Annotated in this window: 15 protein-coding genes; 3 read left to right on the plus strand and 12 right to left on the minus strand. The window is 38.0% G+C overall.

Features of this window, described 5'->3' with window-relative positions; translation table 11 throughout:
• Nucleotides 1-4: 4 nt before the first annotated feature.
• A complete protein-coding gene (gene pta, locus DWV85_RS04960) occupies nt 5-1,003 on the minus strand; it encodes a phosphate acetyltransferase (protein ID WP_008602113.1) in 999 nt (332 codons plus the stop codon).
• Nucleotides 1,004-1,060: 57 nt separating this feature from the next.
• A complete protein-coding gene (locus DWV85_RS04965) occupies nt 1,061-2,275 on the minus strand; it encodes an ATP-binding protein (protein ID WP_123138176.1) in 1,215 nt (404 codons plus the stop codon).
• A 345-nt stretch (nt 2,276-2,620) separates the two neighbouring features.
• Between DWV85_RS04965 and DWV85_RS04970 the strand changes: the two genes are divergently transcribed.
• Nucleotides 2,621-3,298 carry a lactate utilization protein gene (locus DWV85_RS04970; protein WP_123138177.1) on the plus strand — a complete coding sequence of 226 codons (678 nt, stop codon included), beginning with the start codon at nt 2,621-2,623 and terminating at the stop codon, nt 3,296-3,298.
• Here the strand turns inward: DWV85_RS04970 and DWV85_RS04975 are convergent.
• The gene (locus tag DWV85_RS04975; protein WP_004694625.1) at nt 3,276-3,551 is read right to left on the minus strand and encodes a helix-turn-helix domain-containing protein; all 276 of its coding nucleotides are present in this window, start codon (nt 3,549-3,551) and stop codon (nt 3,276-3,278) included. The genes DWV85_RS04970 and DWV85_RS04975 overlap by 23 nt on opposite strands.
• 485 nt (nt 3,552-4,036) lie before the next feature.
• Entirely contained in the window at nt 4,037-5,389 is a 1,353-nt protein-coding gene (locus tag DWV85_RS04980) for an NAD(P)-dependent oxidoreductase (RefSeq protein ID WP_004694624.1), read from the minus strand.
• Between the two features lie 439 nt (nt 5,390-5,828).
• Between DWV85_RS04980 and DWV85_RS04985 the strand changes: the two genes are divergently transcribed.
• Nucleotides 5,829-7,016 (plus strand): aminotransferase class I/II-fold pyridoxal phosphate-dependent enzyme, encoded by a 1,188-nt coding sequence (locus DWV85_RS04985; RefSeq protein ID WP_123138178.1) that lies wholly within the window; start codon nt 5,829-5,831, stop codon nt 7,014-7,016.
• Between the two features lie 218 nt (nt 7,017-7,234).
• On the opposite strand, the gene DWV85_RS04990 is transcribed toward DWV85_RS04985, so the two are convergent.
• The 8 genes from DWV85_RS04990 to DWV85_RS05025 all read right to left on the minus strand — a co-directional run bounded on the left by DWV85_RS04990 (nt 7,235) and on the right by DWV85_RS05025 (nt 14,775).
• A complete protein-coding gene (locus DWV85_RS04990) occupies nt 7,235-8,881 on the minus strand; it encodes a DUF438 domain-containing protein (RefSeq protein ID WP_123138179.1) in 1,647 nt (548 codons plus the stop codon).
• Nucleotides 8,882-9,227: 346 nt separating this feature from the next.
• On the minus strand, nt 9,228-9,857 hold the full coding sequence (locus DWV85_RS04995; protein WP_123138180.1) for a superoxide dismutase: 630 nt from the start codon (nt 9,855-9,857) through the stop codon (nt 9,228-9,230).
• 323 nt (nt 9,858-10,180) lie between these two features.
• Complete coding sequence (locus tag DWV85_RS05000) at nt 10,181-12,100, minus strand: AAA family ATPase (RefSeq protein WP_060918941.1); 1,920 nt, start codon at nt 12,098-12,100, stop codon at nt 10,181-10,183.
• Between the two features lie 68 nt (nt 12,101-12,168).
• Nucleotides 12,169-12,708, minus strand: coding sequence for an isochorismatase family cysteine hydrolase (locus DWV85_RS05005; RefSeq protein ID WP_123138181.1), 540 nt, complete (start codon nt 12,706-12,708; stop codon nt 12,169-12,171).
• 213 nt (nt 12,709-12,921) lie between these two features.
• Nucleotides 12,922-13,434, minus strand: coding sequence for a phosphatidylglycerophosphatase A (locus DWV85_RS05010; protein ID WP_123138182.1), 513 nt, complete (start codon nt 13,432-13,434; stop codon nt 12,922-12,924).
• Between the two features lie 10 nt (nt 13,435-13,444).
• Nucleotides 13,445-13,840 (minus strand): hypothetical protein, encoded by a 396-nt coding sequence (locus tag DWV85_RS05015; protein ID WP_123138183.1) that lies wholly within the window; start codon nt 13,838-13,840, stop codon nt 13,445-13,447.
• Between the two features lie 100 nt (nt 13,841-13,940).
• Nucleotides 13,941-14,285 (minus strand): zinc ribbon domain-containing protein YjdM, encoded by a 345-nt coding sequence (locus DWV85_RS05020; RefSeq protein WP_004698208.1) that lies wholly within the window; start codon nt 14,283-14,285, stop codon nt 13,941-13,943.
• Between the two features lie 127 nt (nt 14,286-14,412).
• The gene (locus DWV85_RS05025; RefSeq protein WP_058948280.1) at nt 14,413-14,775 is read right to left on the minus strand and encodes a MerR family transcriptional regulator; all 363 of its coding nucleotides are present in this window, start codon (nt 14,773-14,775) and stop codon (nt 14,413-14,415) included.
• Between the two features lie 66 nt (nt 14,776-14,841).
• Between DWV85_RS05025 and DWV85_RS05030 the strand changes: the two genes are divergently transcribed.
• Nucleotides 14,842-15,219, plus strand: a complete 378-nt coding sequence (locus tag DWV85_RS05030; protein WP_123138184.1) for a carboxymuconolactone decarboxylase family protein — start codon at nt 14,842-14,844, stop codon at nt 15,217-15,219.
• Nucleotides 15,220-15,913: the final 694 nt, after the last annotated feature.

Raw genomic sequence — 15,913 nt, forward strand, 5'->3', positions numbered from 1 at the left:
GCTATTAGATACTTTCAACAGCAGCGATAGCAGCAACGTCTACAACGTCTTGAGCAGAGCAGCCACGGGAAAGGTCATGAACTGGTTTAGCCAAGCCTTGAATCAATGGGCCAAGAGCATCAGCGCCGGAGAAGCGTTGTACCAATTTGTAACCAATGTTAGCAGCTTGAAGATCAGGGAAAATCAAGATGTTAGCTTTACCAGCTACATTGGAGCCAGGAGCTTTCTTTTCTGCTACGGAAGGAACAATGGAAGCATCCAATTGTAATTCGCCGTCGAATTTGAAGTCAACGTTGCGTTCTTTCAAGATGTTAACAGCTTCAACCACTTTATCTACTTCTGGAGTGGAAGCAGAACCTTTTGTGGAGAAGGACAACATGGATACGCGAGGGTCAGCCATGCCAACAACTTTGCGAGCTTTTTCTACAGTGGATTCTGCAATATCAGCCAATTGTTCGCTAGTTGGATTAGGCAATACGCCGCAGTCAGAGAATACAAGCATACCGTCGTCGCCATATTCTTTTTTGCTTGTGAACATGAACATGGAAGAAGATACAGTTTTAAGACCTGGTTTAGTACCTACAACTTGCAATGCAGCGCGCAATACGTTTGCAGTTGGGCAAGCGGAACCAGCAACCATGCCATCTACTGCGCCAAGGCGAACAAGCATAGCACCGAAGAACAAGCAATCGCCTTTCATAGTTGCGTCAGCTTTTTCAGGAGTCATGCCTTTTTTAGCGCGCAATTCTACGAATGTATCAACCATTTCTTGGTAACGATCGTAGTTAGCAGGATCGATGATTTCAGCACCTTCGATGGATACACCAACAGCTTTAGCAGCCTCAGCGATTTCAGCAGGATTACCAACGAGTACAGGTGTTACGAAACCTTCTTTCAAAATAATTTCAGTTGCTTTCAATACGCGTTCATCTTTGTATTCTGGCAACACGATTTTTTTACCTAATGGTTTTACTTGGTCTTTTAATTTTTGAATTAAATCCACGATTTTTGCCTCCTTAACATTGGCATTACGCCATATCAATACTATTATTATAGCAAGTTAACGACTCTCTAACAACCATTCTAAAACATTTCGTTGTTGAATTCCGTCGTAGTTGGCATTTTTATTTAGTTCATCTAAGGTGAGCAAAAACTTAGAGTATTGGTCTTGTACCGCCTCAAGCGGTGCTAGTTCTCGGCTCAAAGTATTAGAGTCAAGTACGGTCTCACTAACTTGATAATATTCGGTAATTCCCCCTTTTTGTGCTACAAAATCTATTTCACCCTTAGCCAGTTGCCCTACATATACGGTGTATCCTCGTCTAATGAGCTCTAGAAAAACGATATTTTCTAGAATATGACCTGTATCACGGCTCGCATTCCCAACTAGCAAATTTCGTAATGTTACATCAACACTATAATACTTTGCATTGATACGTAGTAATTCTTTACCTCGTACGTCATAGCGATTTACCTTATATAACAACAAGCTATCCTGTAATCCTTGTAAATACCGTTCTACAGTTTTATTATCGATTTTTCGACCTGCATTAACGAGAGAGTTGGCTATTTTATTTGGTGAAAGTAAACTACCAACATTCGCCATAATATACCGCACTATATCTTGTAAAATTGTGACATCATTAATTTTCAATCGAGCCACAACATCATGCAATAACAAAGTATTATATAATCCACGTAAGTATTCTTGAATATCAAAGTCTTCGCCCCCTAATTGCTGAGTATAAGGGAAGGAACTTTCACGAAGATAGGCCTCATAGGCAGGAATCAAAGAATACTGATTACCCTCATACTTGCTATGGTAAAACTCACTGAAGGACAATGGCAACATCTGAATTTCCACATATCGTCCAGTCAATAATGTGGCGATATCAGAAGACATAAAGTATGCATTGGAGCCCGTAATATATAAATCTGTGTTCTCTTTTACAAACAAGCTATCTACGACACGATGAAATTGTTCTACATGCTGAATTTCATCAAGAAAAATGTAATTCGTTTCATTAGGCTGCATACGTTCTAAAATATATTGATACAACGCATGGTAATCTCGCAAATGCTCGTATTCCAATTCTTCAAAATTAATGGAAATAATCTGTTCAGGCTTCACATTATCTGCCAATAACTCATCTTTAAACAGCCTAAACAATGTAGATTTACCACAACGGCGTATGCCTGAAACGACCTTAATAATAGGCCGCTCTCGATTACGCCGTAAAAAATCTAGATATCCTTGGCGCTGAATTAACTTCATAAGGGCCTCCTCATCTATGTACCTTCTCATAGATGGAACCCATGTATTAGTAATATCAGATATCATATCACTTACCTAATAAATTTGGATTCCATTCCAACTTTATATTAATTTTATCATAAAGTTGGATTTCATTCCAAATTTTTATTATTTTAAGTATAAAATTGGATTAGATTCCTAAAGTTTTACTTTAAATTTTAACATACAGCACTTCAATTAATGTTTATCTATGAACTACATACCAATAATTGAACTCTTTACACATAATACGCTACAATAATAGAAACAAAATACGGATAGCCAAATGCCAATTTATATTCCTTATACACCCATTTAGGAGGTCTTATGGCGAATACAGAGACAACGATCAATGCTGTTATACATCCAAAATACAATGACACACCTATAGACATAGAGAAAACAATTAAAGCCTTGGAACGCAATAATTTTGTAGTCCATTATTTCGAAACAGGTACTGAAGCTATTTCCTATTTAAAAGATCGTATTCAAAACAAACATGTAGCCATCGGGGACTCTCGCACATTACTAAAACTCAATGCTTATGAAGCCCTATCCGAAGTCAACGAAGATGTAACGGATATTCAACGTCCCCTTCCTAGTGAAAGCTTCCGCGACACCGCATTGCGCACCATGGGACGTGATGTATTTCTCACCTCTGTCAATGCTCTTGCTCAAACGGGGGAAATGATCAATATTGATGGTACGGGTAATCGTGTTGCCGCCTCACTCTTTGGCTCTCAAGAAGTATTTTTTGTGCTAGGCATCAACAAAATCACGCCGGATTTAGCTTCCGCCATCTATCGTGCACGTAATGTGGCCGCTCCGCTCAACAGCAAAAAGAACAAAAAGAGCTCTCTCAATCCATGTGCCACATTAGAAGAAAAATGCTATGACTGTGGTTCTCCCGACCGCATATGTAATGCATTAACCATTTACTATAAAAAGATGCGCAATATGCAAACTATGGAAGTCATCATCATTAATGAATCTTTAGGCTTCTAATGGTTTGCGGCCCATTCAAAAAATCTTGTATGTTCATCTCTCCAAGTCCATATACGACTCTATAAATTGTGGACCACCGAGGATCTACGGCACCACTTTCAAGGTCACTAATATAAGATTGGGCTAAACCAGATTTATCTGCCAATTGATATTGAGTCATTCCCAATTGTCTGCGCCAAAGTAAAATCAATACACCAAGCTTGTGAACTTCTTGTCGAACTTGTAGATCTTGACAACATACGATAGGATTCATGCCAACCTCTATCTACTTTCTCCCTCAACACATATTTATGCCTTTACTATAAATCTGGGCTCAATCATTTCCTAGTAGTGGTTGAAAAGCGATAACACAAAAGCCTTAACAAAAACTAATGTGTAAATCATTTTAGTTAAGGCTTTTGTGCTATGCAGATTTCATTACGTAGGATTTCATCATTTCGTGGAATTTTAGTATATATAAAAGTTATTATCATTAAAAATACAGATAGTAAATCAAAAATACAGGTATTATCTATATATTGCAATTCTTATACAGTATTCATATATTATGCATACACTTGATTTATAAAATTACCTAGTTCTATCCATAATACAAGAAGACTATACGATATATAGTAAATGCGATATATAGTAAATACGCAATATTGTTAAAATACATTTAGGAATAATAAGTTTATTAACAATACAAAAGGACTATACAGCTGAACTGTATAGTCCTTTCTATGTATTCATATAAAATTATTGATTTGCGCTTTCTTGTGCTTTTTTGATTTCCATGTATTTAACCATACCATCAACAGCTTTTTTAGCTTCACGCATAGCCAATACTACGGTAGCAGGTTTATGAACAACGTCACCACCTGCAAACACGCCTTCACGACTAGTCATACCATATGGATCTTCAGATGTAATAATATAACCTTTTTCATCTACCTTTAAGTTATTACCTTCACCTACAAGACGAGCATTTGGTTTATGACCTGCGGCGATAATGATTTTATCAACAGGCATTACTTGGAAATTACCAGTGCCGTGGATACCTGCACCATCTTCGTTAAGCGCCATCACTTCATATTTGAAGCCTTCAACCTTATCTGTACCTTCTACGCCTACTGGAGAAGCGAACCATTGGAATTGAACGCCTTCAGCGCGCGCTTCTTCGTATTCAGACAACAAGGCTGGCATTTGTTCTTGGCTACGACGATATGCTACTGTTACCGCTTCGCAGCCTAAACGTACGCATGTACGAGCCGCATCCATCGCTACGTTACCACCACCGATGATGATAACACGGTCACCTTTTTTAACAGGAATTTGATTTTCATCAAGTTCCCCATTTTCTACCAATTGTACATTCGTCAACAAGTACATTGCTTGGAATACACCAGGTACTTCATCGTTTTCCATGCGCACGTCTTGAGGAATATGCGTACCAGTACCGATGAAGATAGAATCATATCCTTCAGCAAAGAGATCGTCCAAAGTTTTATCTTGGCCGATAAATGTATTGCATACGAACTTAACGCCTAACCCTTCAAGACGAGCGATCTCACGACGTACAACGGCTTTAGACAAGCGGAATTCCGGAATACCAAATAAGAGTACGCCCCCTGGTTCAGATTGACCTTCAAATACGGTTACTTCATAACCGAGTTTAGCCACATCACCTGCTACGGACAAACCTGCAGGACCAGACCCTACTACCGCTACCTTACCAAGATCTTGTTTAATCTTCTTAGGTTTGCGAAGTTCATTGATGCTTTCAAAGTCAGCAGCGAAGCGTTCTAATTTACCGATGTTAATAGGCGGTTTTTTCGCCTTATTCATGATACAGTTGCCTTCGCATTGATTTTCTCGTGGGCATACGCGACCGCAGATAGACGGTAAATTTGTTCGTTCCGCTAAGATATCATTAGCTTCACCAAAATTACCACGTGCGATAGCTTGGATGAAACGAGGTATTTCGTTTTCAATAGGACAACCCATACGGCATAAAGGTTTTGGACAATTTAGACAACGTTTCGCCTCCGCGAGCGCTTCCTCCATCGTATAATCCGCATCAAAATGTAGTGGTTTTAATTCGTTACTCATGGCACATGCCTCCTAACAAGGATCCAGTATACTATACTTACAGCGTTGCATGCACCTAAGCATTCCGATGAGCCCTCTCACATAGGGACGCCGCCACATGCTGCTAACATTTATCTTTTGTAACCATTCGATAGACGTGTGGTCACTGGTCAGACTCACACTATTCTATAGTATATTCTAAATTGTGAAAGTCCCAACAGTCAAGCAAATATAACACCTTTTGTATACGAATATAGCCCCTATTCATGCAAGGATTGCATAGATTTTATACAAGTCCATTTACATATAATAGGATGCATGTATACTGATAATAGATACAATAATAAGAATTATAGATACACCTTACGAAATAGAAATATCTATTTCGTAATTGAATATATACATACATATAAGAATTAAAGATATAAAAGTCAAGGTATATCCTTATATGAGGTTTCTTATGAACACAGCAGAATTCACTAGCAAATACTATATAGACCGCCACGGTTCTCATTCCCGCAAATGGGACGGTGAGCACTTAAAATTCAGTCGCACCGACCTATTACCATTATGGGTGGCAGATATGGACTTTATGCCGCCTCAGTGCATCCAAAATGCCATCTGTAGCTATGTGAAAGCCAATCCTCTAGGTTATACTATGACAAATCCAAATTATATAAAGGCGGTCATAAATTGGTACAAACGGCGTCACAACTGCGGCATTGAACAGGACTGGCTCACTAGCGCCCCCAATGTCATTACCGGTATTATGTGGTGTATTGGGGCTTTCACAAAACCAAACGATTCCATCGCCGTTCTAAGTCCTGTATACGGCGCCTTTGATACGAGCGCCAGCGATGCACAACGTCACATCATCGCAGTTCCGATGAAACGGAACGAAGATAATCGCTATACTGTCGATTATGAGACCTTTGAAATAGCAATTATCGAGCACGATGTGAAGCTGTTCATTCACTGCAACCCACACAACCCTGTGGGCCATGTGTGGACGGAAGAGGAGATGGTCCGATTATTTGGCATCTGTAAGCGCCACCATGTGCTCATCATAAGCGACGAAATCCATCAAGATCTCATCACAGGCCCAACACCATTTACATCAGCCTTAACCGTAAAGAACGGAGCCTATGCAGATAACATGATTGCCATGTCCTCCTTGTCCAAGTCGTTCAATATGGCTAGCTTGCACCACGCAGAGGCTATCATTCCTAACGAAAAGCTACGAAGCCAATTCAACGCCTATAAAGCTCATGTATACCATACGGACTCAGACGTTATTGCCGAAACTGCCGTCACAGCAGCCTACACTCACCCAGAGGGCGAAGCATGGTTAACAGATATACTAGCCGTCGTTCGTAAAAACTATGAATATCTGTGCCGAGAGCTTTGTACGGCATTACCAAAAATCTGCATCAGCCCTATGGATGGCACCTATTTAGCCTGGATTGACTTTGGTGCCTATGTAAAGCCCGAAGATATGCACGACCTATTCGAAAACAAATGCCGCCTCGCACCTAGCTTTGGCGAATGGTTCGGAGGCGAAAACTACGCAACCTTTGTACGTCTGAACTTAGCTACAAGCCTAGAAAACATAAAAACCGCTACCCACAGCATTATTAGAAATATTTAACATATCAGTCATATTAAGCATAATAATCGTATCTAATCATACTATTTCCCTACACAACCTTAGTACATACAAGGATGTATGTACGGTAAATTATGAGGCATACAAAAAGACTGCTCTACCACCAAATCGTGTAGAGCAGCCTTTTTTCTATATATGTCTTACTTTTCTATATATGTCTCATATATGTTACCTATTCAGGTTACCACATATATAGGGTCTTATTTAGTTCTAGCGAAATGATCTTTTGCAAATTGCATGTCTTGTACGAGTTCCAATGTACCAATATAGTTATTGTTTTGGTCACGAACAGCCATGTAATTAACATAGAAAGGACGGCCTTGCTTTTCAAGCCATACTGCTACATTATCGCGATCACCTTTACGGAAGGAATCGATGATACCACGTACGATTGGTTCTACCTTTGGCGGATGGCAGGAATACACATCGCGACCAATAGCTGTCGTAGGGCGTTTGAAGACCTTTTCACCATCGTTGAAGTAACGGTTAATGTCTTCGTGATCAACGAAAGTTACTTCCATTGGCATTGTATTAAGCATGGCATTTAATTGATCCACAGTCAAGCTACCACCGATTAGAGCAATGGTATTATCATCGCCACTTGCTTTTGTTGTTTGTGTTGCTAATGCGGTTTCAGCCTCTGACCAAGCAGTGCGTTTTACCCCAAAAATTTCTTCATACTGCGCTGTATCTTTGTAGATTTGGTACCACTCTTCAGTGCTGAAGTTTTCTGCACAGATTGGGAACAAAATATTTTGTTCTTTATAGATCATTTCTTGCGCACGTGTAAGAAGCTCATCAAAACGTCTATACCAATCATCTACGCTTTGGCTAGACTTAGCTAAATCACCTAGTTGGTCCCGAATATCACCATCAACAGTCCACATAACCATAGATGGACCAGAAATATCATAGGCTACTTTCAAATGCGGATACAAAAGGTCACCCTTCTTAGCATAGTGAACAGATACTTGACGCACTGCATTTACATCATCAACGGTTGCCGTTTTATCTGCCACCTTAGGTCGAATGGATTCAATTAACGCATCAAGAGCCTTGTTTTCTTCTGTTAATTGATGGAGTGGATGTCCTACTGTTTCAATTAAGGATACCACACTTTGGCTCTTCTCTTGAGCCTCTAGCACAGCCTCAACCTTAGCATGTTCTGACTCCATTTGTTCATGAATAGTAGAACCGTGGAACAAGGCAGAGTGAAGGTCACATAATTGTTGCACCTCAGCTAACGGTGTACCTTCACGCATGAGACCTTGCTCAGCTTTCATGATTTCACTAGCCTCAACATGGGCGAATTGACTAGCAAAATCTTCACGAACGGCACCAAGGTCTTCACCTGTACCTAAACGTTTCAAGAAACCTTTAAGTTGCTCTACACGTTCGCTGTCTTGAACAGCATCTTCAGCCTTAGCTTCGGAATTTTCTTCCGTGTTAGCTTTCGCTGTAGTAGATGCTGCTGCATTTGTTTCTACTGCGTCTGCTGCAACTGTACTAGAAGCTACCTTAGCAGATGCATCCGTAACATTAGACTTTGTAACCGCTTCAGTAGATGCCACGCCAGGATGCCCCGCAGATTCCGCATCATCACCCGATAAGTTTGGCATGTCACCTTCTAAGGTAAAACCAGCTTTCATAAAAGCACCCACGATATCGATCATGGATACACCTTTCATCTTAGCCCCTTTCGGGATAGTCATGATTTTACCAACAGAATTCAACATCACCTTATTTGTGATTTCGCTGAATCCTAATTCCTTCATAATATCTGTTACTTCAGGATATTCTTTCACCAAATCATATACCGATTTAGATAAATCTAATTTCTTTTCCATTTTGCTCCTCTCGTGTCAAAAATTTCTATACTATACTTATAAAATAGTATCATTCCTCTATATGCGTATATTACACATATGAGGCTATTTATTTACGGTAAAAGGTCTATATGTAATGACCTATGGTTCTATGATAAACGATATCGATTAAAAAATCTGTATCCGTGGCTATACTTTTGAAAGTTATTTATAAGATGAAATAACAGTAATAAAACACCGGATAATCGATCATGTAGACCAACTATCCGGTATTTACGTTGCATTATATTATTATTCTCGTTTCTGTTTCTGTTTCTGTTTCTGTTTCTGTTTCTGTTTCTGTTTCTGTTTCTAACAAGTATACACCTTAATCATGATGTGGTTTCAATGCTTTTTCGTAGTTTTCAGAAACTTTGTCCCAGTTAATAACGCGGAAGAATTCCTTGATATAATCTGGACGACGGTTTTGATAGTGCAAGTAGTATGCATGTTCCCAAACGTCTAAGCATAGAATTGCTGTTTTACCTTCCAATATAGGATTATCTTGGTTTGCAGAGGATGTCACTTCTAGCTTGCCATCTTTGTTAACTACAAGCCAAGCCCAACCAGAGCCAAAACGTGTAGCTGCCGCAGTAGAGAAGCTTTCAACAAAAGCATCGTAGCCGCCAAGTTCAGCGTCAATAGCCTCTTTCAAAGGGCCTTGTAATTTAGAAGTATCTGGTTTTGTCATGATTTCCCAGAACATGGTGTGGTTCTTGTGACCGCCACCATTGTTGATAACTGCTTGACGGATATCTTCAGGCACATTAGCAATATCGCCAAGAATGCAATCTACACAACCATACGCAAGATCCGGATATTTCGCGATGGCCGCGTTCAAATTATTAACATATGCTTGATGATGCTTGTCATGATGCAATTTCATTGTTTCAGCATCGATAACAGGCTCTAGGTAATCATAAGCATACGGTAATGGTGCGAGTTCGAAAGGTTTCATAGTAGTCCTCCTTAAATTTAGGGCATAGAACAATGCTAACTGTTTCATATCATCGTTCTTGTGAAAGCGATTCGATGCACCTGCATCGTAATATAGAATCAATCTACTAGCATAGCATATATACTTCAAGAAGAGACGTATTATCCCAACTTAACCAGAAGTTAGGATATAATATTTCAGCCAATAAATTGATATGAATTATCATTCTTTATCTAATTGTACACATTATATAGAAAAACGTCAATATAGAGGACTAAGAATGCAGATATCAATATACTTTTATTTAAAAATCAATCTACCCATACTCAACTGATTAATTTATCTTAACAATCAACTACAAAATACTCATTTATATTTTTTGCAAGTAATTTTAAAACTTCATTTTTCGCTAAAAAGCGTAATAATTTTTTCCGTTGATTATTTTCCTTATTCTCATAGTATAATGATATCAAATTAGCTTTCAAAGGTTCTTTTATTAATTTAATTTCATCCTCATTATATAAAGACTCTAAATCAGTAATGTTAGAGGCATCATCAGAAAGAATTTCGCTTAATGTTCTAGAAATATTTCCAAACTTATCTTTAATATTTTTACAAGCAGTACTACCTTCTGTATCATTATCAAATAAAAGCAACACACGATTACTTAATCCAAGGCACAATGTTACCAATGTGCTTTGAAATGGTGCACCACCTGCAGGTAATATAATAAGTTCCTTATTTAACAAATTTCTTTCTTGTAATAATTTTAAGATAATCATATCAGTTAAGCCCTCGACTACAATAACATTTTTGCCAGAAATATCTGTTGGAAAACTCTTCAAATGAATTGCATTCCAAATGGGCTCAAAACTACCACATAACTTAGGCCCTTTACTATTATTAAGTGCTTCTACTAAAATACCATTAACACTTTTTGAAACTACATGAATAGTATTTACATTAATAATATCAGGACTTAACAAATTCTCTAAGTGAGTAGTATAAATTATATTGGATTTTTGCTCTTTTGCATCACGTTTTAATAGGCGTAATAATTCTTTTTGAAATGCAGCATGTAAATAAACACCCGGCTCATCTAATAAAATAATACGTTCCTGTTCACTGTCAACAAAAGTATTGCTCCTAGCAATTTTATTATTAAAACTTACTTTAAATAAATAATTAAAATACCATTTAAACCCTTTTGAACGTTGATTGAAGTTATAACTACTTTTAATATTTCCGTCTTTATCTATATCCCTAATTAAAAATTCAAAACAACTATCTCTATATTCTAATTTAATATCCACCCTAAATAAGTTATCTTGGTGGCTACTTTTTAAAATATGATTTTCATTCCAAGCACGCCCAATATGTTCATTTATAACTCTACTAATCTGTGCTAATATTGTAGATTGATCCGCACTACTAAATGAATCCAACTCATCAAAATCTGACTCCGTAATCCTCATATCAATCATATTACATGCAATATACTTTATCCGTTCATATTGTTCAGTATCAGAATGCTCTATTTGATTTGGTATCAGATCTTTAAAATCATCAATATAAATTATAGGTGGTAGTCGATCTAATATATAATCAATTATAATATCATTCGTTGCCAAAAGCTCCTTATCTAAATAATATTTTTCTCCATCATTAAATAGAACTTCTATAGCAGGTATCTTTGAGCCTTTCAATTTAACACGTTTATCTTTATTTATGTTAAACACAATATCAAATATATCATTATCGCCTAATAATAATTTATATTTTCCAGAACCAGATCCAAACTCACGCTGAATTTTTAACTTAGGTAAACCCTGTTCAAAAGTTATATTATTGATTATATCAAGTAAATATTCCTTAATTTCTTCCCATAATTCTTGACTAATAGATTGATAATACGTTTTTTGCTCCTCTTCATAAAAATTAGGAGTATAAACTAAATCATATAATTCAGCTTCAGTTTCAAATAAACCTTTAATAAAAGACTTCGCCTCTGCTTCATTTATAAATATGTCGGCTATAATTTTAGGATTATCCCTTCTATTAAATTTACTTATTATCAAATCGTTATTAATAAACTGACCATCATACAAGATATCATTATCTTTATCAAAACTTGCAATGGCTTCTAAAATAGTACTTTTTCCAGATTCATTAACACCTATAAATGGACTCAGTCCTGAATTTATATTTATATTTGATTCAATAATCCCTTTATAATTAATAATTTTAAAAGATTCATACCTCATAAATAACTCCCCTTAGCTAAATATTAGTCTATAAAACTATACTTAAACAAATTATATATATGAAGTAATTATTCAACAATGCACTGACACATTTTCATGGTTGTTAATGCCGCTTGATGGGACTCCTCTGTTACGCCAGCACAACAGCTCGAATCGATGTGAATCGGAATCTCTGGCAAGCCTGCTTTCAGCATGATTGCATTAGACACAACGCAAATATCTGTGCATAATCCGATGAGTGTAATAGATTCAATAGGATTTACTTTATTCATGCCCTCTAACCGAGTGAGCAGCTCAAAAGAGGCAAAGTTTGGTTTATCTACAAAGGATACAGGGCTCATGATTGAGCGGCCTTCTGCAGCCTCAATCAAGCCATCCACAATATGCCAGCCCTCGGTATTTTTAACGCAATGTGGCACTGGTAAAAGCTTTCCTTCTTGGTGTTCCAAGTAATCTCTATCATGCGTATCACGCGTAAAAATAATAGGGCCATCAAAGCTTTCAATTTTCTTACGCACATTATCTACGATTAACTGTGCTTGCGATGAACCAAGGGCACCATCTACAAAATCATTTTGCATATCGATTACTACTAGAACCTTTTGCATAGCTCCTCCTGTATATAGCTACAAAACAAAGTACTTATTTCCAATCAATATTATTTATACTCTTTATTCTTTATAACATCAATAGTATCTAGCAACTCTATAAATTGTTATCAAGTTGTTGTGAAAGTGTCATCATGTTGTTGTGAAAGTGTTATCAATGAGTCATCGAAGCCCACCTCATACTTTATCGATAAGTAGATATATGACGGACTTCTATTCTTCTGCTATAGCATGTTGCACGCGATTTGGTTCATTATGTGCCAGTTTTCCTGCCGCTGCTGCCGCTACAGCACCTACCAAATCATCGAGGAATGTATTACAATGCCCGCCCTCTTCACTATCTAGTTTTTTGATAATGCCCGGCTTTACCTTATCTAAATATCCATAATTTGTAAATCCAATGGACCCATATAAATTAACGATGGAAAAGGCTAAAATTTCATCAATCCCATATAGGCTTTCATCATTAGCCACTATGCGTTGCAATGGCTGAGATAGTTTATTCTGCTCCGTTAACTTATCAAGCTCTATACCCGTAATAATCGCATTATGCACCTCCCGTTTAGATAGTACAGAAGCCACACTTGTGCGACACTCTTCCAGTTTTAAATTCGGCATATACGGTTTCTGTACGTAAAAAACAAGCTCTGCAATGTCATCTAATGTGACACCACGCTCAGCGAGAAGATCATAAGTATATTTCTCTAAATCTTTCGTAGTTTCCATAAGCCCTCCTTTATCGTTTTTTAGGATTAGTATCAGATAACATGACAATACTAACGGGAATCGTTACAACAAGCGCTTCATCAGTATCAACATGTTTAGTATTCCAAGCCGCTTCTTTAGCAGCCTCCTCAAAGATAGGATACGCTTCACGATCTAGTTTCCAATTATTAGGACCTGCTTCAACAGCTACAATATTACCCTTATCATCCGTCTTAACCTCTATAGGAACGATTAATGTTCCATCTGCACTCGTTTCAAAAGCCTCTGGTGGAATGATCACATTATAAGAAATCTGTTGTTGCAATTCATAATTACGCTTGTCCGCAGGCTTTATATCTGCAGCTATAGAACTAATAGGACTCATCGCAGACACTAATAAGGCCAACAATATAACACGATTAAACATAGTTTCCTCTCATCTAAATACTCTCATACTATATGCATTATAAGTTGATTATACCACGAAAAAATCCCTACCGAATTTTTATCGGTAGGGATTTCTTAGATTAGATTTTCTTAACCATTTCGGATTTCAATGCCATCGCACCGAAGCCATCAATTTTACAATCGATATCGTGACCATCGCTTGCATCGGTGATGAGGCGAATATTTTTTACGCGCGTACCTTGTTTCAATACGCCCGCGCCTTTTACTTTGAGGTCTTTTACAACAACCACTGTATCGCCATCAGCGAGCTCATTGCCGTTAGCATCGCGAATAATACCCGCTTCAGCTGCAGCTTGCGCATCGGCCGCTGTCCATTCGTTGCCACACATAGGGCAGATAAACATATGCCCATCTTCGTATGTGTACTCGTCGCCACACTTAGGGCAGTTAGGTAAATTTGCCATTTAAATCTCCTTTGTTTATTACATAATGAAAGTATTATATCATACCTTGGAAACCAAGCTCTATATTGATATGATGACCATTAGCTCCATATTGATACGATGGCTATATAATGTCTACAATAAAAACCTACTCAATCTCATTTTTCTTTACCAAAGTTTCATACAACTCCAACTTATCTTCAAGATTATTCTTATAGCCTTCCAATCGTTTGATTTCGGCCTCAATAAATCGATAGTGTTCCTGCAACAGTGTCATTCTTTTACGGGCCGTATGAGCTCCGGCATACCGCAAGTCCGCATATCGCTTGATGTTCGCAAGCGGCATTCCCATGTCTTTCAAGCGTTTAATAAACTGCACAAAGCCCACGTCCTCCGCATGGTAATTGCGAATGCCGTTCTGTCGCTCGATGTGAAGGAACCCCTGATCCTCATAATATCGCAATGTAGAAATGGACAGCCCTACCAATTTTGAAAATTCACCGATTTTCATACTTTCACCACCTTGACCTCAAGTATACTCGAGCATATATCATACGTCTAGACGGAGGTAATAATTATGAAAGAAACACGTTTTAACATCGGTATGAACACATTGAAACAAATTGACGGACTGCACGGGGAGGAGGTGTATAACACAATTCAAGAGATTTCACCGGCCATCGCTGATTTATTGGTCGAACTGTTCGGTGATATCTACATGCGCCCCAACCTGAATTTCAAGGAACGGGAACTGATTACGCTCGCGTCCCTGTTAACGCTGGGCGGTTGCGAGGCTCAACTGAAAGTACATACCAACGCAGCACTCAACGTCGGTATTGCGCCCGAGCAAATCGTAGAGGTCTGCACCCACTGCATCCCCTATGCGGGATTTCCACGCGTGCTGAATGCACTGTTTACGGTGAAAGCGGTCTTTGAAGAGCGAAACGTACTGTAATTAAGGAACGACGACAACAAAAATAGAGGATTCCTACGGATCCTCTCAACAGCATTATTATATTATGTACATTACACGACGCATCCAGATTGACGATATACGCCAATATCATTATAATGTAATAAAGAGATAGTCGACGAGTGGTTCCGTCAGGCTCATCCCTGAACACAATTAAACATGTAGAAATGGCCTTTCGTTTTCAGCTACCAGTTGGTAACGAAGGGCTATTTGTCGTTATTACGACAAATCAGCACTATCAATGCTCCAAAGGAAATAACGACAGTTAAGATCCCGAGGACAATCATAATGACTTCATAAGCATTCATAGGCTTTCACCCCCTTCAAAGAAAAAGGGTGGCCCAACCTCGTTCGACTATCTTACGTTCATTATAAACCGAACTTATGTTCTATTCAATAAAAAATCTATTAATAAATATTAGTCTATTTATAACTAACAAAGGGAGACTCTTGATAGAGTCTCCCTTTTATTCGTGTACAAGTTGTACGAAATTAATCCGTGTTTTTCAATCAATAATTTCTGCTATATACTAATAACGAAAGAGCCATTAACGTGAGTTAGGTAAAAAATAAACCTAACGTTTAAGACTAAGTACGGCAATACTTAGACACGTTAGGTTTATCAAATTCACAATTCTTTGATGAGCCTAACGCCTAGAACACGTTAATTGGCTCT

The sequence above is a fragment of the Veillonella sp. AF13-2 genome (assembly GCF_003603295.1).
Lineage (GTDB): Bacteria > Bacillota > Negativicutes > Veillonellales > Veillonellaceae > Veillonella > Veillonella parvula_E.

Bases quoted from the DNA above. Each gene is read 5' to 3' on its own strand.
- DWV85_RS04965 (WP_123138176.1), bottom strand. From the start codon at position 2,275: ATGAAGTTAATTCAGCGCCAAGGATATCTAGATTTTTTACGGCGTAAT.
- DWV85_RS04970 (WP_123138177.1), top strand. From the start codon at position 2,621: ATGGCGAATACAGAGACAACGATCAATGCTGTTATACATCCAAAATAC.
- DWV85_RS04975 (WP_004694625.1), bottom strand. From the start codon at position 3,551: ATGAATCCTATCGTATGTTGTCAAGATCTACAAGTTCGACAAGAAGTT.
- DWV85_RS04980 (WP_004694624.1), bottom strand. From the start codon at position 5,389: ATGAGTAACGAATTAAAACCACTACATTTTGATGCGGATTATACGATG.
- DWV85_RS04985 (WP_123138178.1), top strand. From the start codon at position 5,829: ATGAACACAGCAGAATTCACTAGCAAATACTATATAGACCGCCACGGT.
- DWV85_RS04990 (WP_123138179.1), bottom strand. From the start codon at position 8,881: ATGGAAAAGAAATTAGATTTATCTAAATCGGTATATGATTTGGTGAAA.
- DWV85_RS04995 (WP_123138180.1), bottom strand. From the start codon at position 9,857: ATGAAACCTTTCGAACTCGCACCATTACCGTATGCTTATGATTACCTA.
- DWV85_RS05000 (WP_060918941.1), bottom strand. From the start codon at position 12,100: ATGAGGTATGAATCTTTTAAAATTATTAATTATAAAGGGATTATTGAA.
- DWV85_RS05005 (WP_123138181.1), bottom strand. From the start codon at position 12,708: ATGCAAAAGGTTCTAGTAGTAATCGATATGCAAAATGATTTTGTAGAT.
- DWV85_RS05010 (WP_123138182.1), bottom strand. From the start codon at position 13,434: ATGGAAACTACGAAAGATTTAGAGAAATATACTTATGATCTTCTCGCT.
- DWV85_RS05015 (WP_123138183.1), bottom strand. From the start codon at position 13,840: ATGTTTAATCGTGTTATATTGTTGGCCTTATTAGTGTCTGCGATGAGT.
- DWV85_RS05020 (WP_004698208.1), bottom strand. From the start codon at position 14,285: ATGGCAAATTTACCTAACTGCCCTAAGTGTGGCGACGAGTACACATAC.
- DWV85_RS05025 (WP_058948280.1), bottom strand. From the start codon at position 14,775: ATGAAAATCGGTGAATTTTCAAAATTGGTAGGGCTGTCCATTTCTACA.
- DWV85_RS05030 (WP_123138184.1), top strand. From the start codon at position 14,842: ATGAAAGAAACACGTTTTAACATCGGTATGAACACATTGAAACAAATT.